General features: G+C 72.2%; 16 protein-coding genes and 1 pseudogene. 11 read left to right on the forward strand and 6 right to left on the reverse strand.

The annotated features are described in order from the left end of the window. Nucleotides 1-5: 5 nt before the first annotated feature. Both ACWGDB_RS28655 and glyA read right to left on the reverse strand, forming a co-directional pair. Nucleotides 6-1,226, reverse strand: a complete 1,221-nt coding sequence (locus ACWGDB_RS28655; protein WP_453825070.1) for a sarcosine oxidase subunit beta family protein — start codon at nucleotides 1,224-1,226, stop codon at nucleotides 6-8. After that, nucleotides 1,223-2,557, reverse strand: a complete 1,335-nt coding sequence (gene glyA / locus ACWGDB_RS28660; RefSeq protein WP_453825071.1) for a serine hydroxymethyltransferase — start codon at nucleotides 2,555-2,557, stop codon at nucleotides 1,223-1,225. Before glyA ends, ACWGDB_RS28655 begins: the two co-directional genes overlap by 4 nt. Before the next feature lie 94 nt (nucleotides 2,558-2,651). On the opposite strand from glyA, the gene ACWGDB_RS28665 reads away from it, so the two are divergent. Beyond that, nucleotides 2,652-3,317, forward strand: coding sequence for a GntR family transcriptional regulator (locus tag ACWGDB_RS28665; protein ID WP_383597752.1), 666 nt, complete (start codon nucleotides 2,652-2,654; stop codon nucleotides 3,315-3,317). 79 nt (nucleotides 3,318-3,396) lie between these two features. Here ACWGDB_RS28665 and ACWGDB_RS28670 read toward each other — a convergent pair whose 3' ends face one another. Beyond that, entirely contained in the window at nucleotides 3,397-4,209 is an 813-nt protein-coding gene (locus ACWGDB_RS28670; RefSeq protein ID WP_453825120.1) for an EamA family transporter, read from the reverse strand. A gap of 215 nt (nucleotides 4,210-4,424) precedes the next feature. Here ACWGDB_RS28670 and ACWGDB_RS28675 point away from each other — a divergent pair, with 215 nt between their 5' ends. From ACWGDB_RS28675 to ACWGDB_RS28690, 4 genes are all read left to right on the forward strand, one after another. Beyond that, nucleotides 4,425-5,297 (forward strand): LysR family transcriptional regulator, encoded by an 873-nt coding sequence (locus tag ACWGDB_RS28675; protein ID WP_453825072.1) that lies wholly within the window; start codon nucleotides 4,425-4,427, stop codon nucleotides 5,295-5,297. A 426-nt stretch (nucleotides 5,298-5,723) separates the two neighbouring features. Beyond that, nucleotides 5,724-6,497, forward strand: a complete 774-nt coding sequence (locus tag ACWGDB_RS28680) for an HAD family hydrolase (protein WP_453825073.1) — start codon at nucleotides 5,724-5,726, stop codon at nucleotides 6,495-6,497. Then, a complete protein-coding gene (locus tag ACWGDB_RS28685; RefSeq protein ID WP_453825121.1) occupies nucleotides 6,497-8,977 on the forward strand; it encodes a glycoside hydrolase family 65 protein in 2,481 nt (826 codons plus the stop codon). Before ACWGDB_RS28680 ends, ACWGDB_RS28685 begins: the two co-directional genes overlap by 1 nt. A gap of 133 nt (nucleotides 8,978-9,110) precedes the next feature. Continuing rightward, complete coding sequence (locus ACWGDB_RS28690; protein ID WP_453825074.1) at nucleotides 9,111-9,992, forward strand: universal stress protein; 882 nt, start codon at nucleotides 9,111-9,113, stop codon at nucleotides 9,990-9,992. Nucleotides 9,993-9,995: 3 nt separating this feature from the next. Here ACWGDB_RS28690 and ppk2 read toward each other — a convergent pair whose 3' ends face one another. Together ppk2 and ACWGDB_RS28700 are read right to left on the reverse strand one after the other, a co-directional pair. After that, on the reverse strand, nucleotides 9,996-10,799 hold the full coding sequence (gene ppk2 / locus ACWGDB_RS28695; RefSeq protein WP_453825075.1) for a polyphosphate kinase 2: 804 nt from the start codon (nucleotides 10,797-10,799) through the stop codon (nucleotides 9,996-9,998). A 171-nt stretch (nucleotides 10,800-10,970) separates the two neighbouring features. Then, entirely contained in the window at nucleotides 10,971-11,312 is a 342-nt protein-coding gene (locus tag ACWGDB_RS28700) for a DUF6479 family protein (RefSeq protein WP_453825076.1), read from the reverse strand. A 139-nt stretch (nucleotides 11,313-11,451) separates the two neighbouring features. Between ACWGDB_RS28700 and ACWGDB_RS28705 the strand changes: the two genes are divergently transcribed. The 5 genes from ACWGDB_RS28705 (at nucleotide 11,452) to ACWGDB_RS28725 (ending at nucleotide 17,945) form a co-directional block, all read left to right on the forward strand. Then, nucleotides 11,452-11,835, forward strand: a complete 384-nt coding sequence (locus ACWGDB_RS28705; RefSeq protein WP_453825077.1) for a ferredoxin — start codon at nucleotides 11,452-11,454, stop codon at nucleotides 11,833-11,835. Between the two features lie 123 nt (nucleotides 11,836-11,958). After that, nucleotides 11,959-13,137 (forward strand): acyl-CoA dehydrogenase family protein, encoded by a 1,179-nt coding sequence (locus tag ACWGDB_RS28710; protein WP_453825078.1) that lies wholly within the window; start codon nucleotides 11,959-11,961, stop codon nucleotides 13,135-13,137. A 9-nt stretch (nucleotides 13,138-13,146) separates the two neighbouring features. After that, nucleotides 13,147-13,989, forward strand: coding sequence for an oxygenase MpaB family protein (locus ACWGDB_RS28715; RefSeq protein WP_453825079.1), 843 nt, complete (start codon nucleotides 13,147-13,149; stop codon nucleotides 13,987-13,989). Between the two features lie 63 nt (nucleotides 13,990-14,052). Then, a complete protein-coding gene (locus ACWGDB_RS28720) occupies nucleotides 14,053-16,293 on the forward strand; it encodes a tetratricopeptide repeat protein (protein ID WP_453825080.1) in 2,241 nt (746 codons plus the stop codon). A 74-nt stretch (nucleotides 16,294-16,367) separates the two neighbouring features. Further along, nucleotides 16,368-17,945 carry a phytoene desaturase family protein gene (locus tag ACWGDB_RS28725; RefSeq protein WP_453825081.1) on the forward strand — a complete coding sequence of 526 codons (1,578 nt, stop codon included), beginning with the start codon at nucleotides 16,368-16,370 and terminating at the stop codon, nucleotides 17,943-17,945. A gap of 12 nt (nucleotides 17,946-17,957) precedes the next feature. Here ACWGDB_RS28725 and ACWGDB_RS28730 read toward each other — a convergent pair. Next, nucleotides 17,958-18,741 (reverse strand): annotated as a pseudogene (locus tag ACWGDB_RS28730) (SDR family NAD(P)-dependent oxidoreductase). An 8-nt stretch (nucleotides 18,742-18,749) separates the two neighbouring features. Here ACWGDB_RS28730 and ACWGDB_RS28735 point away from each other — a divergent pair. Continuing rightward, a complete protein-coding gene (locus ACWGDB_RS28735; RefSeq protein ID WP_453825082.1) occupies nucleotides 18,750-19,703 on the forward strand; it encodes a helix-turn-helix transcriptional regulator in 954 nt (317 codons plus the stop codon). Nucleotide 19,704: the final 1 nt, after the last annotated feature.

Genomic DNA, 19,704 nt, shown 5'->3' on the forward strand with positions numbered 1-19,704 from the left:
GGCTTTCAGTGGGCCACGGCTGCCGCGCCGTGCTCGTCGATCAACGCACCCGTCGCGAAACGGTCGAGGGCGAAGGGGGCGTTCAGCGGATGCGGTTCGCCCGTGGCGATGGTGTGCGCGAAGGTCCAGCCGGCGGCCGGGGTGGCCTTGAAACCGCCGGTGCCCCAGCCGCAGTTGACGTAGAGGTTCTCGACGGGCGTGGTCCCGATGATCGGGGAGGCGTCCGGACTGACGTCCACGATGCCGCCCCAGGTCCGCAGCACGTGCGCCCGGGCGAAGACGGGGAACAGCTCGACGGCGGCGGCCATCTGCTGCTCGATGACGTGGAAGGAGCCGCGCTGGCCGTAGCCGTTGTAGGAGTCGACGCCCGCGCCCATCACCAGCTCGCCCTTGTGCGCCTGGGAGACATAGACGTGCACGTGATTCGACATGACGACCGTGGGGTGCACCGGCTCGTGCAGCTCGGAGACCAGTGCCTGCAGCGGGTGGGACTGCACCGGCAGCCGTACGCCCGCCCGCTCGGCCAGCACGCTGCTGTGCCCGGCGGCCGCGAGACCGACCCGGCCGGCGAGGATGCGGCCCCGGTTGGTCTCGACGCCCACGACCCGGTCGCCCTCCTTGAGGAAGCCGGTGACCTCGCAGCCCTGGATCAGGTCCACGCCCATCTCGTCGGCCCGGCGGGCCAGTGCCCAGGCGACGTGGTCGTGCTTGGCGATACCTGCCCGGGGCTGAAAGGTGCCGCCGAGGACCGGATAGCGGGTGCGGGACGAGACGTTGAGGATGGGGCAGACCTTGGCGACCTCGTCCGGTTCGAGCCACTGGGCGTCGACTCCGTTGAGGCGGTTGGCGTTGACGCGCCGCACGCCCTCGCGGACGTCCTGGAGGGTGTGGGCGAGGTTGAGGACGCCGCGCTGGCTGAACAGGAAGTCGTAGTCCAGCTCCTCCGGGAGCTTTTCCCACAGCTTGAGCGCGTACTCGTAGATCGCCGCGCTCTCGTCCCACAGGTAGTTCGAGCGGATGATCGTGGTGTTGCGCGCCATGTTGCCGCCGGCCAGCCAGCCCTTCTCCAGTACGGCGACGTCGGTGATGCCGTGGTTCTTGGCGAGGTAGTAGGCGGTGGCCAGGCCGTGCCCTCCGGCGCCGACGATGACGACGTCGTAGGAGGAACGCGGCTCGGGGTTGCGCCAGAGGAAGTCCGGGTGCTCCGGCAGCGGCTGGGCGGTCATGCCGCGTCTCCGATCAGGTGGGGATTCCCGGTCAGGTGGGGATAGAGGGGGAACGCGCCGGCGAGCTTCGCGACCCGGTCCCGCAGCAGGTCCGCGCTCTCGTCGCCGAGCCGCTCCGCCATCAGGGCCTGCGCGATGATGTCGGCGACCTCGCGGAACTCCGTCTCGCCGAAGCCGCGGGTGGCCAGGGCCGGGGTCCCGATCCGCAGCCCCGACGAGACCATGGGCGGGCGCGGGTCGAACGGCACCGCGTTGCGGTTGACGGTGATGCCGACGCGGTGCAGCCGGTCCTCGGCCTGCTTCCCGTCGAGCGCGGAGTTGCGTAGGTCGACGAGGACCAGATGGACCTCGGTGCCGCCGGTCAGCACGGTGATCCCGGCCTCGGCCACGTCATCGGCCAGCAGCCGTCCGGCGAGGATGCGGGCGCCGTCCAGAGTGCGTCGCTGGCGCTCCTTGAACTCCTCGCCCGCCGCCACCTTGAAGGCCACCGCCTTCGCCGCGATGACATGCTCCAGCGGGCCGCCCTGCTGGCCCGGGAAGACCGCCGAGTTGATCTTCTTCGCCAGGTCGGCACGGCTGAGGATCACTCCGCCGCGCGGCCCGCCGAGGGTCTTGTGCGTGGTGGTGGTCACGACATCGGCGTACGGCACCGGGCTCGGGTGCAGGCCCGCGGCCACCAGCCCGGCGAAGTGCGCCATGTCCACCATCAGGTACGCGCCCACCGCGTCGGCGATCCGCCGGAACGCGGCGAAGTCCAGCCGCCGGGAGTAGGCCGACCAGCCGGCGACGATCATCTTCGGCCGGTGCGCGAGAGCGAGCTGCTCGACCTCGTCCATGTCGACGCGCAGGTCGGACTCGCGCACGTGGTACGGCACGACGTCGTACAGCTTGCCGGAGTAGTTGATGCGCATGCCGTGGGTCAGGTGACCGCCGTGCGCCAGGTCGAGGCCGAGGATCGTGTCGCCGGGGTCGAGCAGCGCGAACATCGCGGCCGCGTTGGCCTGGGCCCCCGAGTGCGGCTGCACGTTCGCGGCCTCGGCGCCGAACAGTTCCTTCACCCGGGCGATGGCCAACTGCTCGACGACGTCGACGTGTTCGCAGCCGCCGTAGTAGCGCCGGCCCGGGTAGCCCTCGGCGTACTTGTTGGTCAGCACCGAGCCCTGGGCCTCCATGACGGCGGCCGGGGCGAAGTTCTCCGAGGCGATCATCTCCAGGGTGGACTGCTGCCGGTGGAGCTCCGCGCCCACGGCGGCGGCGACATCCGGGTCGAGCTCACCCAGCGGGAGGGAGAGAGGAGAGGTGGACGTGGTGATCGACGGGTTCGCTGCCATCTGTGCACCATCCTGGGAGCCAACTAATGAGCAACTGATATATCAATCTCTGCGGTACGGTATGAGAGCTCGACGGACAGGTCAAGGGGGCCTCATGCAGAACGTGGCGACCGCGCCAAGAGGTGAGGAAGTGTCCCTCGCCGAGCGGGCCTACCGCGCCATCCGCGACCGGCTCGTCATGCTCGAGATCCGCCCGGGCGCGCCGATCAACGAGGACCAGCTCGCGCAGTCCCTCGGCGTCGGACGCACGCCGGTGCGCGAGGCGCTCAAGCGGCTCCAGTACGAGCGGCTCATCACGACCTACCCGCGACGCGGCACCTTCGCCACCGACGTCAACATCACCGACCTGGCGCACATCTCCGAGGTGCGCCTGGAACTGGAACCACTGGCCGCCGCCCAGGCCGCACGCCGTGCGACGGCCGCGGACCGGGCCGTCCTGACGGCCCTGCGGGTGGAGCTGGAGAGCGAGGGGCCCCGACAGCGCGACGCCTCCGAGCTCATGCACCTCGACCTTCAGGTCCACCGCGCCATCTACGCCGCCACGCACAATCCGTACCTGGAGGACACCCTCGTCCGCCACGACAACCTGGCGACCCGCATCTGGTGTCTGTTCGTAGACCGGCTGTCCGACATGGCCGGCCATGTCGAGGAGCACGGACCGCTGGTCGAGGCGATCGTCGCCGGGGACCCCGACAAGGCGGCGCAGCTCGCCCGCAGCCATGTCGAGGGCTTCGAACAGGCCATCCGCGAGGCCATCTGATCCGCGCGGGGGCACCGGTGACACGAGCGTCCACGTCCGCACGCCGTACGACCCCGATCACCTCGAGGCCCTCCCCGCCTCAGTCGCGTGACGTGATGATGCTCAGCGCGTTGGCGGCGACGATGGCGCCGATGCTCGCCCATTCGAGCCCGCCCAGGTCCTGACCCAGTCCGACCAGTCCGACCACGGCCGCGAGCACCGGGTTGACGCTCATGAACAGACCGAAGGCCCGGGCCGGGACGTGGCGGAGGGTGAACAGGTCCGCCAGGTACGGCACGGCCGAGGAGAGGAGCCCCGCGGCTGTGGCGCAGGCGAGGGCGCCGGCCGTGGGCGGGTGCTGGACGGCGATGACGATGCCGATGGGCAGGAACATCACGGCGGAGATGCCGGACGCGGCCGCCGCGCCCTGGGCTCCGGGGATGCGCCGGCCGACGGTGCGGTTGAGCAGGATGTACGACGCCCAGCACGCGGCGGCCAGCAGGCCCAGGGCCAGCCCGGCGTAGTCGGTCGAGGGCTGTGGACGCATGAGGGTGATGACACCGGCCGCGGCGATCACCGCGCAGCACACGTCCACGCGGCGGCGCGACGTGGCCAGAGCGATGGTGAGCGGGCCGAGGAACTCCAGCGTCACCGCCAGCCCCAGGCCGACGCGCTCGATCGACGAGTACAGCGAGAGGTTCATGGTGCCGAACACCAGGGCCAGCGCGACGACCGGCCACCACTGATGCCACGTGAACGAACGCAGCCTCGGCCTGCTCACGGACAGCAGGACGACGGCGGCGACGTACTGCCGCACGGCGACGACACCGACCGGCCCGAGGACGGGGAACGCGAGGGAGCCGATCGCGGCCCCCGTCTGGGTGGACAGTCCGCTGCCGATCATCGTGGCCACACCGGCGAGACGTCCGCCGGTCTGCTTGCGGCCATCGAACGGAACCGTGGACGAGGGCGCCGCGGCCGGCGCGGACGCGGCGACGAGCGCCGGCGGGGTGGCAGGCCCGGGTGCAGTGGCGGGCGCCGGGGCGGGACGGGTGCGCATACGCCGATCGTGCGACCGCTCGATCTTTGCGCAAAATGCGTCCCTGGAGCCATCTATACGCTTGAGTCATGGATGGAGCTGGAGCCACGGATCTGGAGCTGCGGCAGCTGCGCTGTCTCGTCGCCATCGTCGACGAGGGCACGTTCACCGACGCCGCGATCGCCCTCGGCGTCTCCCAGGCGGCCGTGTCCCGCTCGCTGGCCTCCCTGGAACGCGCCCTGGGCGTACGGCTGTTGCGGCGGACCTCCCGCGAGGTGACTCCGACGGGTACCGGGCTGCGGGTCCTGGCGCACGCGCGGCGGGTGCTCGGCGAGGTGGACGACCTGGTCCGGGAGGCCGCCTCCGGGCACGCCCGGCTGCGGATGGGCTACGCCTGGGCGGCGCTCGGCCGGCACACCCCGGCGTTCCAGCGCCGCTGGGCCGCCGCCCACCCCGGTACCGACCTGCAGCTCGTCCGCGTCAATTCGGCCACCGCGGGACTGGTGGAAGGCGCCTGCGAGCTGTCCGTCGTCCGCCGGCCGGTGGACGACCGGCGGTTCGAGACCGCCATCGTCGGACTGGAGCGGCGGCTGTGCGCCGTGGCCACCGACGATCCACTGGCCCGGCGCCGCTCGGTCCGGCTGGCCGACCTCAGCGGACGCACCCTCCTCGTCGATCGCCGCACCGGGACCACGACGGCCGACCTGTGGCCGCCCGACTCGCGTCCGGCGACCGAGGAGACGCACGACGTCGACGACTGGCTCACGGTGATCTCCACCGGCCGCTGCGTCGGCATGACCGCCGAGGCCACCGCCCACCAGTACCCGCGCCCCGGAGTCGTCTACCGGCCGCTGCGGGACGCCGAACCCATTGCCGTACGGCTGGCCTGGTGGCGCGACGACCCGCCTCCCGCAGCTCAGGCGGCGATCGAACTGCTCACGGCGCTCTACCGGGGCGACTGACACACGCACAGAAGCGCCCGGGCGACATCACGGGGACGGAGCAGGACACTGGGGCGGGAAGGGCCCTATCCACTTCTCGCGGATCCTGATTGCGCGGTGCGCGGCCGTCATCCGCTTCCCCGCGCCGGTGTGGGTCCTTCCCGTCACCTCCAGCACACCATGAGCGCGGCTGATGCGCCAGGGCCGGTCGGCGCACCTGGGCGGCAGGCGGCGGCGGTAGCGGTGGCAGGAGGTGACAACGCGGGCCCGGCGGGTACCCATGAGCGGATCCCGCCGGGTGCGGGAGCGCCGTCGAACGGAGGTGAGGGCGCCGTGCGGTTCGCGTTCTGTGACGCCGGTGTGCGCGGACATCCCCCGGATGCCGTAGGCGCCCGGCGTCGGCCCGCACATGGCCCGGGTGACGACCTGCCGCGGCGGGGGTGACCGATGCCCAGGCCCCTCACCCCCGACAGGGCGCGCGAGGCGCTCGCCCCCGCTCTGCACGACGTGCGTGCCGTCGTCTTCGACACCGACGGAGTGATCACCGACTCTGCCCGGGTGCACGCCGCCGCGTGGAAGGTGGCCTTCGACGGCTACCTGCGGGCCCACCCGCCCGAGGACCCCGATCAGCGCCGCCCCTTCGACGTGGGCGACGACTATCTGCGCCACGTGGACGGCAAGTCCCGCCTCGACGGCGCCGCGGCCTTCCTCGCCGCACGCGGCGTCGACGCGTCGGACGAGACGGTTCGGGCCGTCGCCGAGGACAAGGAGCGCCTCTTCACCCAGAGGCTGCGCGAGCACGGCGTCGACGCCTACCCGGGGACCGTACGGCTGGTGCAGGCACTGCGCGCGGCCGGCGTGCCCCGGGCGGCCGCCTCCGCGTCCCGGCACGCCGGGGAACTGCTGGAGCGGGCCGGGATCCTCGGCCTGTTCGACGCCCTGGTGGACGGCGGTGAGACGGCCCGCCTGGGCCTCGCGGGCAAGCCGGAGCCCGACCTGTTCCTGGAGGCTGTCCGCAGGCTCGGCGCCCCCGCCGGTCGGGCCGCGGTCGTCGAGGACGCCCTGGTGGGCGTGGAGGCGGGCCGGCGCGGCGGATTCGCCCTGGTGGTCGGTGTCGACCGGGCCGCGGGCGCCGACACCGGAGCGCGGCTCCTGCGGCACGGCGCCGACATCGTCGTACGGGACCTCGGAGAACTCTGCGCGGGAGGAGCGCCGACGTGATGGACCGGAGCCTGGAGGCCGAGGGAGCTGATCTGAGCTCGGTGGCCGAAGAAGCGGAGCTGATCTCGAAGGCCGACGGAACGGATCTGGGCTCGGAGATCGACGGAACGGGCTGGAGCTGGGAGTACGCGGGCTACAAGCCCGGCGACGAACGACTGCGCGAGTCGCTGTGCACGCTCGGCAACGGCTACTTCGCAAGCCGGGGCGCGCTGCCCGAGTGCTCCGCCGACGACGTCCACTATCCGGGGACGTATGTGGCCGGCATCTACAATCGGCTCACGTCCAAGGTCGCGGGCCGCAAGGTCGAGAACGAGGACATGGTCAACGTCCCGAACTGGCTGCCGCTGCGCTTCCGCCTGCCCGGTGGAGACTGGATCGTCCCCGACACCGCGGACGTGCTCGACCACCGGCTGATGCTGCACCTGTCCGTGGGGCTGCTGGAGCGCCGGACGCGGTACGGCCTCGGCGACGACGGAGTACTGACGGTGCGTCAGCAGCGGATGGTGCACATGGCCGACCCCCATCTGGCGGGCCTGCGCACCGAGTTCACGGCCGAGGGATTCGCCGGCCCGCTCGAAGTGGAGGCGGCCCTGGACGGCGGCGTCACCAACTCCGGCGTGGCCCGCTACCGGGACCTGGACGGCCGCCATCTGACCCACATCCACACCGGCACCGCCGCCCCCGACACGGTCTGGCTGCGCTGCCGCACCCGCACCTCCGACATCCGGATCGGCATCGCCTCCCGGCTGACCACCGACGCCGGCGTTCCGGTCACGATCAGCCACGAACGGCCGTACGCCATCCAGCGGTTGACCATCGACCTGGAACCCGGCCGCACGGTCACCGTCGACAAGACCGTCGCCCTGCACACCTCCCGCGACCCGGCGATCAGCGACCCGCTGCACGCCGCCGTCGACCGGGTGGGCCGCGCGCCCGGCTTCGACGCGCTGATCGGGTCGCACCTCACGGCCTGGGCCCAGCTCTGGCGCCGCGCCGCACTCGACGTCCCCGGTGAGTCGGGCCGCATCCTGCGGCTGCACCTCTTCCACGTCCTGCAGACGCTCTCCCCGCACACCGCCGACCTCGACGTGGGAGTCCCCGCCCGCGGACTGCACGGCGAGGCCTACCGCGGCCATGTCTTCTGGGACGAGCTGTTCGTGCTGCCCTACCTCAACATGCACTTCCCGGAGGTCTCCCGCGCCCTGCTCCGCCACCGCCACCGACGCCTCGAACAGGCCTGCACCAGCGCCAGGGCGGCGGGCCACAAGGGCGCGATGTACCCCTGGCAGAGCGGCAGCGACGGCCGTGAGGAGACCCAGCAGCTCCATCTCAACCCGCGCTCGGGACGCTGGCTGCCCGACCACTCCCGGCTCCAGCACCACGTCGGCTCGGCGATCGCGTACAACGTGTGGCAGTACTGCGAGGCCAGCGGCGACATGGAGTTCCTGCACACCAAGGGCGCCGAGATGCTGCTGCAGATCGCCCGCTTCTGGGCGGACAAGGCCGTCTACGACGACAGTCTGGGCCGCCACAGCATCAAGGGCGTCGTCGGCCCCGACGAGTACCACGAGGCGTACCCGGACGCCGACGCACCCGGCCTGGACGACAACGCGTACACCAACGTCACAGCGGCCTGGGTGCTCACCCGCACCCTCGAACTGCTGGAGAGCCTGCCCGAGCCCCGCCGGCGCGAACTCGCCGAACGCACCGGCTTGGACGGGGGTGAGCTCGAACGGTGGGACGACGTCTCGCACACGCTCCACGTCCCCTTCCACGACGACGTGATCAGCCAGTTCGCGGGCTACGGCGACCTCGACGAGCTCGACTGGATCGGCTACCGCGAGCAGTACGGCGACATCCGGCGGCTGGACCGGATCCTGGAGGCGGAGGGCGACACGGTCAACCGCTACAAGGCCTCCAAGCAGGCCGACGTCCTCATGCTCGGCTACCTCTTCGCCCCGTCCGAACTGGGCAGCCTGTTCCACCGGCTGGGAGTCCGGCTCGACGAGCACATGTGGCAGCGCACCGTCGACTACTACATGCACCGCACCAGCCACGGCTCCACCCTCAGCGGCCTGGTCCACGGCTGGGTCCTGGCCCGGTGCCGGCGCACGGAGGCGTGGAAGTTCGTCCAGGAGGCCCTCCAGGGCGACATCGCCGACGTGCAGGGCGGCACCACCGGCGAGGGCATCCACCTCGGCGCCATGGCCGGCACCCTCGACCTCGTCCAGCGCGGCCTGACCGGCCTGGAGACCCGCGGCGGCGCCCTGTGGCTCGACCCCGTGCCGCTGCCCGAGCTGTCCTCCTACGGGTTCCCCCTGCGCTACCAGGGCCACTGGGGCGTACGGCTGCGCCTGGAACGAGGGCTGCTGGAAATCCAGGTGCCGTCCTCCGACGCCTCACCGATCGACGTACGGCTGCCGGGTCGCGGTGTGTCGCTGCAACCGGGGGGAACAGGGCGACTGGTGCTGCACGACTGACGCGGCTCCTCCTCGGCTCCCCCCTGCGCGACGCACCGCCCGGTGCGGGATGCGGCCCGCGGGGAGAGGCTGGGAGGACCAACCCTCGCGGATCCTGCGTGGAAGGCGGATCCTGCGCGGAAAGGGGAGCGCGATGCACGGCCCGGTTGTCGTAGGGGTGGACGGCTCGCCGTCGAGCATGGCGGCCGTGGAGATCGCGGCGCGCGAGGCCGCGCTGCACGGCGTGGGGCTGCGGCTGGTGCACGCCTTCGGCTGGCCGGCCGCACACATCCCGCACGGCGGGCGGCCCTGGGAGCCGAGCGGCGCCGGGATGCGTGAGCTGATCGACGGCACGCTCGCCAAGGCCGAGCAGCGCGCCCACGAGCTTGCGCCGGACGTCGAGATCACGCGTGACATCGTCGTCGGGGAACCGGTGACGGTGCTGGAGATCGAGTCGCGCACCGCGTCCCTTGCGGTGGTGGGAAGCCGGGGCCAGAGCCGGTTCGGCGCCCTGCTGCTCGGCTCCACCGCCGGTCACATGGCCGCCCACGCCGCCTGCCCCGTGCTGGTGGTGCGCGGCAGACCGGACCCGGACGGGCCGGTACTCCTCGCTGTGGACGGTTCGCCCGCGGCCCGGGGAGCCGTCGAGTTCGCCTTCGCGGTGGCGGCCGCGCGCGGCACGGACCTGGTGGCGCTGCACGCCTGGAGCACCCGCTCCGAGCGCGCCTACGAAAGCCCCGCCGACCCGCCCTTCGTGACGTACGACGAGGGCCGGCTGCACGATGAGGAGGAGCGTGTGCTCGCCGAGGCGCTCGGCGGGCTGCGTGAGCTGTATCCCGACGTCGCCGTGCGCCGCAGGCTGGTGCGCGGCCGGATCCGCCACACCCTCATCGAGGCCAGCGCCGACGCCGGGCTCGTGGTGGTGGGGGCGCGGGGCCGGGGCGGGTTCGCCGGACTGCTGCTCGGCTCGGTCAGTCAGGCACTGCTCCACCACGCGCAGTGCCCGGTCGCCGTCGTCCGTTCCGGTGCGCAGTGAGGCTCACAGGCTCGCCGCGTGGTCCGGGACGTAGTGCTGCAGATGGCGTGGCGGTCGCTGGTAGCCGGTCGAGGCCGGACGCTCGGGCAGGTCCAGGACGGGCGGGAGCGCGTCCTGGTACGGCACGGAGCCGAGCAGGTGGGCGATCATGTTCAGCCGGGCCCGGCGCTTGTCGTCGCTCTCGACGACGTACCAGGGCGCCTCGGCGATGTCGGTGTGCACCATCATCTCGTCCTTGGCCCGGGAGTACGCCTCCCAGCGGGTGATCGACTCCAGGTCCATCGGGGACAGCTTCCAGCGCCGTACGGGATCCTCCAGCCGACGCCGGAAGCGTTCCTGCTGCTCCTCGTCGCTCACCGAGAACCAGTACTTGCGCAGCTGGATCCCGTCCTCCACCAGCATCCGCTCGAAGAGGGGGCACTGGCGCAGGAAGCGCTGGTATTCCGCCTTGGTGCAGAAGCCCATGACGTGCTCGACCCCGGCGCGGTTGTACCAGCTGCGGTCGAACAGCACGATCTCCCCGGCGGCGGGCAGATGCCCGATGTACCGCTGGAAGTACCACTGGGTCCGCTCGCGCTCGGTCGGCTTGGGCAGCGCCGTGATCCGCGCGACCCGGGGATTGAGGTGCTCCGTGACCCGCTTGATCGTGCCGCCCTTGCCCGCCGCGTCCCGCCCCTCGAAGATGACGACCAGCCGGGCACCCTCGGCCCGCACCCACTCCTGCAGTTTCGCCAACTCCAGCTGCAGGCGCAGCAGTTCCTTCTCGTACGCCTTGCGCGGCAGCTTCTCCGCCTTGATGCCGGCCATGCCGCCTCCCAGCTTCGAACGCCAGAACAGCACCGTACTGACCGGCGACGGTCACTGCACGTCCACCGGCCAGGTCCGCCACGGAGGCGGCTGCCCGGGTGAGGGGGCTTACGCCACCAGGCTGGGGACAGGTGCCACCCGTGCGGCGGCCTCCGAAGAGCGCCGGAGGCGTCACGTACCGCCGCTGCCGCCCTCGCTCCAGCGCGGGCGTTCCTGCGACGGGCTGGTACGGGAGGGGATGTTGCCGTGGGCGGGAAGGTCGTGCGGAGTGACCCGCTGGTCACTCTTCGGCACCTCGGCGGGCTCCCGGCGCTCCCGGACCTCGTGGACCGGGCCCTCGGCGGGCAGCCTCGGCTGTTCCTCGGGACGGGGCGGACGCGGTTCCCGGCGCCTGATCCGGGCGCCCAGGACAAAGGCGCCGATGAGCAGCGCCACGACGACCACACCGGCGACGAGCAACCCGACGGCGAGCGCGCCCCGGGCTGCGGCGATGTCCATCCAAGTCGTGTCCATGGGCCCGCGGGTACCCCTGGCGACTCGATGAACACGTACGGCATCCGTGAAGAACCCGTTTGCCACGACCGGCTGGAACGCCCGGCCGCAAGGTGTGAGAGTCGGGTTTGGTGCCCTCGGCTCCGGCTACCCGCCCCTTGTGACATCGCCAGCATCCCAGCAAGAACTCGTCCAGTTCCTCGAGGACCGCTTCGCGTGCGCCCAGGCCTGCACCGAGTGCGCTCGGACCTGCGCCCTGCGTGCGAGCCTCGTCGATCCGGACGCGGCCGAGGACCAGGAACTCGTGCGACGCAAGGGCATCCTGTGCGCCGAGGTGTGCGACACGACCTGCCGTGTGCTGTCCGAGCAGGGCGGCATGGACGAGGGCGCCGAGGCCGCGCTCCGGGTCCAGCTGGAGTGGACCCGGTCGGTGTGCCTGGAGTGTGCGCATGTCTTCGACCGGCACCCGGGCGCCGAGGACGCCGCGGAGGCATGCCGTGCCTGCGCACGGGCCTGCACGGACTTCATGAGCACGCTCGACTGACGGTCTGCACCGCTCGCCTCAGCGGGTCGCTCCGCATCCCGCCGCTCCTCGCCATTCCCAATTTCTGGAACACGTTCTACCGTGTGCGCCGACAGGACCGGCCTTGGGGAGCCTGGAGGCGCCGTGCATCTCGAATACACGCCCGAGCAGCAGCGGCTGCGCACCGAACTGCGCGACTACTTCGCCAAGTTGGTGCCCGACCTCGCACAGACCCGCTTCACCGACCCGGCCGCCCAGAAACGCTACTACCGCAGGACGATCCGCCGGCTCGGCACGGACGGCTGGCTCGGCGTGGGCTGGCCCAAGGAGTACGGCGGCCGCGGCCTGACCGCGATGGAACAGTTCATCTTCTTCGACGAGGCGGCCCAGGCGGGTGTACCGCTGCCGCTGATGGCGCTCAACACCGTCGGCCCGACGATCATGCAGTACGGCACGGAGGAACAGAAGGCGTACTTCCTGCCGAAGATCCTCTCCGGCGAGATCGACTTCGCGATCGGCTACAGCGAGCCCGACGCGGGCACGGACCTGGCCGCCCTGCGGACCCGCGCCGTGCGCGACGGCGACGAGTACGTCGTCACCGGCCAGAAGATCTGGACGACCAACGGCGACACCGCCGACTGGGTCTGGCTGGCCGTCCGCACCGACCCGGACGCCCCGCCCCACAAGGGCATCACCATGCTCCTCGTCCCGACCGCCGACCCGGGCTACTCCTGCACCCTCATCAACACGCTCGCCTCGCACGACACCACCGCCAGCTACTACGAGCACATCCGCGTCCCGGTCTCCCGCCGCGTCGGCGCCGAGAACCATGGCTGGCGCCTGATCACCAACCAGCTCAACCACGAGCGCGTCACCCTCGCCGCCCACGGCACCATGGCCATCCGTGCCCTGCACGACGTCCAGCGCTGGGCCATGGAGACCAAGCTGGCCGACGGCCGCCGGGTGGTCGACCTCCCCTGGGTGCGCCGCCGGCTCGCCCAGACCCACGCCAAGCTCGACGCCCTCAAGCTCCTGAACTGGAAGATGGTGAGCGCCGTGCAGGAGGGCACGCTCACCCCGCAGGACGCCTCCGCGGTGAAGGTCTACGGCTCCGAGGCGCGCCGGGACGCGTACGCCTGGCTGATGGAGATCGTCGCCGCACCGGGCGCGCTGAAGGAGGGTTCGGCGGGAGCCGTGCTGCACGGCGAGCTGGAGCGCGGCTACCGCTCGGCCGTCATCTTCACCTTCGGCGGCGGCAACAACGAGATCCAGCGGGAGATCATCTCGTGGATCGGGCTGGGGATGCCGAGGGTGCGGCGTTAGCCTGCGGGCATGGGCGATCCCGGGCTGTTCACCCCGAGTTCCGTGACCTGGCAGATGCACGGCGACCCCATGATGTGGGTCGCCGGAATCCGCGCGCTCTACTTCCAGGCCCTCCATCCGCGTGCCGTACGCGGCGTGATGCAGAACAGCGACTTCCGGCACGACGCCTGGGGCCGCCTCCTGCGCACCGCCAACTTCGTCGGGACGATCTCGTACGGCACCACCGAGGCCGCCGAGAAGGCGGGCGCACGTGTGCGGAAGATCCACAGCATGCTGAGCGCCACCGACCCGGACACGGGGGAGCGGTACGGCGTCGACGAACCCGATCTGCTGCTGTGGGTGCACTGCGCGGAGATCGACTCGTATCTGCAGGTCGCGCGGCGCTCCGGGTTCCGCCTCACCGACGCGCAGGCCGACCGCTACATCGACGAACACCGGGTCAGCGCCCGTCTGGTGGGCCTGGACCCCGACGCCGTACCGGCGAACCAGGCCGAGATGGCGGCGTACTTCGAGAAGGTGCGGCCCGAGCTCGCGTGCGGATCCGAGGCACGCGCGGTGGACGACTTCCTGCTCCGCCCGCCGACGCACCCCCTTCTCGTCCCGGCGCGCGAGGTGCTGTGGCGGCGTGTGGCGCAGCTGGCGTACGCCGCTCTGCCGCCGTACGCCCACGAGCTGTACGGCAGACCGGCGCCGAAACCCGCCACCGTCACCCGTCAGTTGCGTGCCACGGGCACCCTGCTGCGCGCTGTTCCCGCACGTCTGCGCTGGCAACTCCCGCCCAAACACATCCTGCGGGCCATGGCACGACTCGGCCCCGGCTCGCGCCCGGCACCGTACAAACTCGGACGATAGCTCGCCATACTGGACGAGCCGGGGGAGGGCAAGGCTGACCGTGACGGGGGGCGATCGCGGGCGATGGGGGACAGCAGGCTGATCCAGGGCCGGTACCGACTGCTCGATCCGATCGGGCGCGGCGGTATGGGCGAGGTCTGGCGTGCGCGCGACGAGTCGCTGGGCCGGCATGTCGCCGTGAAGTGCCTCAAGCCGCTGGGACCGCACCACGACCACTCCTTCATGCGTGTCCTGCGGGAGCGGTTTCGCCGCGAGGCCCGGGTGGCCGCGGCGCTCCAGCACCGCGGGGTGACCGTGGTCCACGACTTCGGCGAGTCCGACGGGGTTCTGTTCCTGGTCATGGAGTTGCTCCAGGGGCGCAACCTCAGCCAGCTCCTGGAGGACAACAAGCACCATCCGCTGCCCGTCCCGGACGTCGTCGAGATCGCCGACCAGGTCGCCGCCGCCCTCGCCTACACCCACCAGCAGGGCATCGTGCATCGCGACCTGAAGCCCGCGAACATCATGCGGCTCGCCGACGGCACGGTGAAGATCTGCGACTTCGGCATAGCGCGCCTCGCCCATGACATCGGCTTCACCTCCCGGCTGACCGGCACCGGCATCGCGATGGGCACCCCGCACTACATGTCGCCGGAGCAGATCGGCGGGGAGGAGGTGGACCAGCGCAGCGACCTGTACTCGCTGGGGTGCGTGCTGTACGAGATCGCCACCGGGGTACCGCCGTTCGATCTGGACGACCCCTGGGCGATCCTCGTCGGCCACCGCGACACCGCGCCCCGGCCGCCGCGCAGCCACCGCGCCGAGCTGCCCGAGTACTTCGAGCAGGTCATCCTCGACCTGCTGGCGAAGCGCCCCGAGGAACGCCCGCACGACGGAAGCGAGTTGGGCCGCCGGATCGGCCTGGGCCGTACGACACCGACGTATGTGCCGACCGTGGTGACCCCGCAGCCGGAGCTCAGGCCCCCGGCGCCCGTGACCCGCGAGCCCCGCCTGCCGTCCTGGACCCGCGGCATGACCACCGGCCACAAGGCCACCGGTGCCGGCCTGCGCACCACACCGCCGGACGCGGGGGCCGGTCTCACCGGCGAGTGGATCCCCCGGCCCACGACCGGCCGGCCCGAGGGGGCCGCCGTACCCGACGAAGCGCCCACCCCTTCCGCGGCGGCGCTCGCGGCGCTGGCCGGACGACACAACGCCGGGCTCAGCCTGGGCCGGCTGGGCCGCTGGACCGAGGCGGGCGAGGTGCACCGGGCCGTCGCCGCCGAGCGTGAGCACCTCCTCGGCGCCGACCACCCGGACACCCTCGCCAGCCGCTACGAGGTCGCCTTCACCCTCAGCCGCACCGGCCGCGCCGCCGACGCCCTGCGCGAGTACAAGCACGTCGCCCGTGCCCGCAGCCTCTCGCTCGGCCCCGACCACCCCGAGACGCTCGCGGCCCGGCAGGAAATGGCGTACGTGCTCGGCCAGTTGGGCCGCCACTTCGACGCGCATCAGGTCTACACGTCCGTGCTGACGGCACGGGAACGCGCGATCGGCGCCGACCACCCCGACACGCTGCGCTGCCGCCACAACCTCGCCTTCAACCTGAGCAGACTCGGCCGCCTGGAGGACTCGTACCGCATGGCCGGCGAGGTCGCCGTCGCGCGCGCCCGCGTCCTCGGCCCGCACCACCCCGACACCCTGGTCACGCGCTACGAAGTCGCCTACGCACTCGGCCAGTTGGGCCACTGGGCCGAGGCCCTGCAGACCTACCGCGACGTCGCCGACGCCCGCGCCCAGGCCCTCGGCCCGGACCACCCCGACACGCTCGCCGCCCGCTACGAGGTCGGCATCAGCCTCGGCCGCCTCGGCCGCAGCGCGGAGGCGCTCCAGCTCTACCTCGACCTGATCGACGACCGCACCCGCGTCCACGGCCCCGCCCACCCCGAGACCCTGCGCGCCCGCCACGGCCTCGGCGTGAACCTCGGGCGCCTCGGACGCTGGGAGGAGGCCCTCGCCGAGTCCCGTGACGTGTGCGCGATCCGTGAGCGCGTGCTGGGACCCGACCACACCGACACCCTGGTCAGCCGGCGCGAGGTCGCGGTGAGCCTGGGCTGGCTGGGCCGCTGGCCGGATGCGCTCGCCGAGTACCGCAGGGTGGCCACCGCCCGCGAACACGTCCTCGGCGCCGACCACCCCGACACCCTCGCCAGCCGGAACGACGAGGCCCACTGCCTGGAGCAGCTCGGGCGGGGCGCGGAGGCGGTCGAGCTGTACCGGAGGGTGGCGGTGCTGCGGCAGCAGCGGGCGTCCGGAGGCCGGTGAGGCCCGGTGGCGAGGCGTGACTCCGGTGCGTCCCACCTATGGCCGACCTAGATCATCACGTGTTACGAAGAACCATGCCAGCACACGAGGGACACCCGGGACACCGTACGTACGACGCCGTCATCGTCGGCGGAGGCCACAACGGTCTCGTCGCCGCCGCCTACCTGGCCCGGGCCGGACGGTCCGTGCTGGTGCTGGAGCGACTGGACCGCACCGGGGGCGCCGCGGTCTCCACGCGCCCGTTCGCCGGCGTCGACGCTCGGCTCTCCCGCTACTCGTACCTGGTCAGCCTGCTGCCCAAGAAGGTCGTCCGGGACCTCGGCCTGGACTTCCGCGTCCGTACCCGCAACGTCTCCTCGTACACGCCCGTCGACCGGGACGGACGGCCGACCGGACTGCTCGTGGGCGGCGGCGAGCGGCGCACCCGGGAGGCGTTCGCCCGGCTGACCGGGAGTGAGCGCGAGTACGCGGCCTGGCAGCGCTTCTACGCCATGACCGGCGAGGTAGCCCAGCGGGTCTTCCCGACACTCACCGAGCCCCTGCCGAGCCGGGAGGAACTGCGCCGCCGGGTGGACGACGAGGAAGCCTGGCGGACCCTCTTCGAGGAGCCGATCGGCGTCGCGATCGAGGACCGCTTCGCGGACGACCTGATCCGGGGCGTGGTCCTGACGGACGCCCTGATCGGCACCTTCGCCGACGCCCATGACGCGTCGCTCAAGCAGAACCGTTGCTTCCTGTACCACGTGATCGGCGGCGGCACCGGCGACTGGGACGTCCCCGTCGGCGGCATGGGCGCCCTCACCGACGCCCTGGCCACGGCCGCACGAGACGCGGGCGCGGTCCTCGTCACCGGGCACGAGGCGGTACGGATCGACACGGACGGACGTACGGCGGAGATCAGCTATCGCACGGCCGACGGTGAGGGCGTCGTCTCCGCCCGGCACGTCCTGGTGAACGCCTCCCCGCAGGAACTCGCCACCCTCACCGGCGACACCACCCCGACTCCCGCCGAGGGCGCCCAGCTCAAGGTGAACATGCTGCTCAAGCGCCTGCCCCGGCTGCGCGACAGCTCCGTCGACCCGCGTGAGGCGTTCGCCGGCACCTTCCACATCGCCGAGGGCTACGACCAGCTGGCCACCGCCCACGCCCAGGCCGCCGCCGGGGAACTCCCCGCCGCCCCGCCGTCCGAGATCTACTGCCACTCGCTGACCGACCCGACGATCCTCGGCCCCGCCCTGGTCGAGCGGGGCTACCAGACCCTCACCCTGTTCGGTCTGCACACCCCGGCCCGGCTCTTCGAGCGCGACAACGACGCCGTACGCGACGAACTGCTGAAGTCGACGCTCGCCCAGCTGGACGTCCACCTCGCCGAGCCGCTCGCCGACTGTCTGGCAACGGACGCCGACGGACGGCCCTGCATCGAGGCGAAGACCCCGCTGGACCTCGAGCGTGACCTGCGCCTGCCCGGCGGCAACATCTTCCACCGTGACCTGGCCTGGCCGTACGCCCAGGAGGACACCGGCCGCTGGGGCGTGGAGACCCGCCACCCGAACGTGCTGCTGTGCGGGGCGGGCGCGGTGCGCGGGGGAGGGGTGAGCGGGGTGCCGGGGCACAACGCGGCGATGGCGGTGCTGGAGGCGGTCGGGGACTGACGCCCTCCCTGCTCAGGCCCGGACGCCGCCGTCCACCTGAAGGATCACGCCGGTGACGTAGGACGCGCGGTCGCTCAGCAGCCAGGCGGCGGCCTGGGCGATCTCCTCGGGGTCGGCGGCCCGGCCCAACGGGTTCTGTGCGGTGAGCCGGTCGATGATGCCGGGGGAGTTCTGCTCCCACTCGTCGACCATCTCGGTGAGGGTGAGGCCGGGTGCGACGGCGTTGACGCGGATGCCCTCCCGGCCGTACGTGACGGCGGCCGACGCGGTGAGGCTGTTGACCGCCCGCTTCATGGCGCCGTACACGGGCAGCTCGGGGTTGGCCGCCAGGCTGCCCACGCTGGAGTTGTTGACGATCGCCCCGCGCCCGGCGGTGGCTCGGATGGCGGCGATCTCGGCCTTCATGGCCAGCCAGGGTCCCCGGAGGTTGACCGCGCCGACCCGGTCGAACTCGGCCTCCGTCAGCCGGTCCAGCGGGCCGGGCGGCTGGGATCGTCGCACCGTTGTTGAAGGCGACGTCCAGACGGCCGTACAGCTCCACGGCCCGGTCGACGGCGGCCCGGACGCTGTCCCCGTCGGCCAGGTCGCACCGCACGTGGTCGGCGGTGCCCCCGGCCGCCCGGATGTCCTCGGTCACCGCCTTGAGCTGCGTCTCGGTGCGCGCCGCGAGCAGCACGCGGGCCCCTTCCCGGGCGAACAGCCGAGCGGCGGCCGCGCCGATGCCGCGGCCGGCGCCGGTGACGAACGCGACCTTGCCGTCGAGCAGGCCTGTCGGTGTGATCGGTGTGTTGTCCATGCCGATGGGTGCGTTGTCGTCCATGCGATCGAGCCTGTGACCGGCCGCGCCGCTCATCCAGGCACCGGTGGTACCTGGCTCGGCGGCCGTTCGCCCGCGCACACTGGGGACGTGGACCGACGACAGATGGCGGACTTCCTGCGCAGCAGGCGCGAGCGCATCGCCCCCGGCGAGGTGGGGCTTCCGGCCGGGCCGAGCCGCCGCACTCCGGGGCTGCGCGCGAGGAGGTGGCGCAACTGGCGTTCATCTCGACCGAGTACTACACCCGCCTCGAGCAGGCCCGCGCCCCGCACCCGTCCCGGGAGGTACTGGCCCAGCTGGCCCGAGCCCTGCGCCTCACGGACGCGGAGCGGACCCACCTCCACCATCTCGCCGGAGCCCCGCCCGGACCGCCGCGGGGGCCGGCGCGCGAGGTCCGGCAGAGCATCGTCGACCTGATACACCGGCTGCCGCACGCCGCGGCGACCGTCATCTCGGCGACGTTCGAGATCCTCGCCTGGAACGACCTCGCGGCCGCCCTGATGGAGGACTTCTCGGCCCTGCCCCGCAGCGACCGCAACCTCGTCCGGCGCGCCTTCCTCGGACCGCACCGGGACGGGCGGGCGCTCTACGGCGTATCGGACGTGGCAGAGTTCGCCCGGAACTCGACGCAACAACTGCGTGCCGCCGCGGCCCGCTACCCGGACGACCCCGAACTCACCGCGCTGATCGGCGAACTTCTGGACGGCAGCGAGGAGTTCGCCCGGCTGTGGGCGGCCCACGACGTGACCGCCGCACCCACGCTCCGCAAGACCTTCGACCACCCCGTCGTCGGCCCCGTCACCGTCAACTGCGACGTCCTGGACATCGCCGACCGCGACCAGCGGGTCGTCATCTACACCGCCACCCCGGGCACGCCGTCCGAGGAGGCGCTACGACTGCTGTCCGTCCTCGGCACGCAACGCCTGGACGTGCCCGGCTGAG

The organism is Streptomyces sp. NPDC055013, from assembly GCF_053608645.1.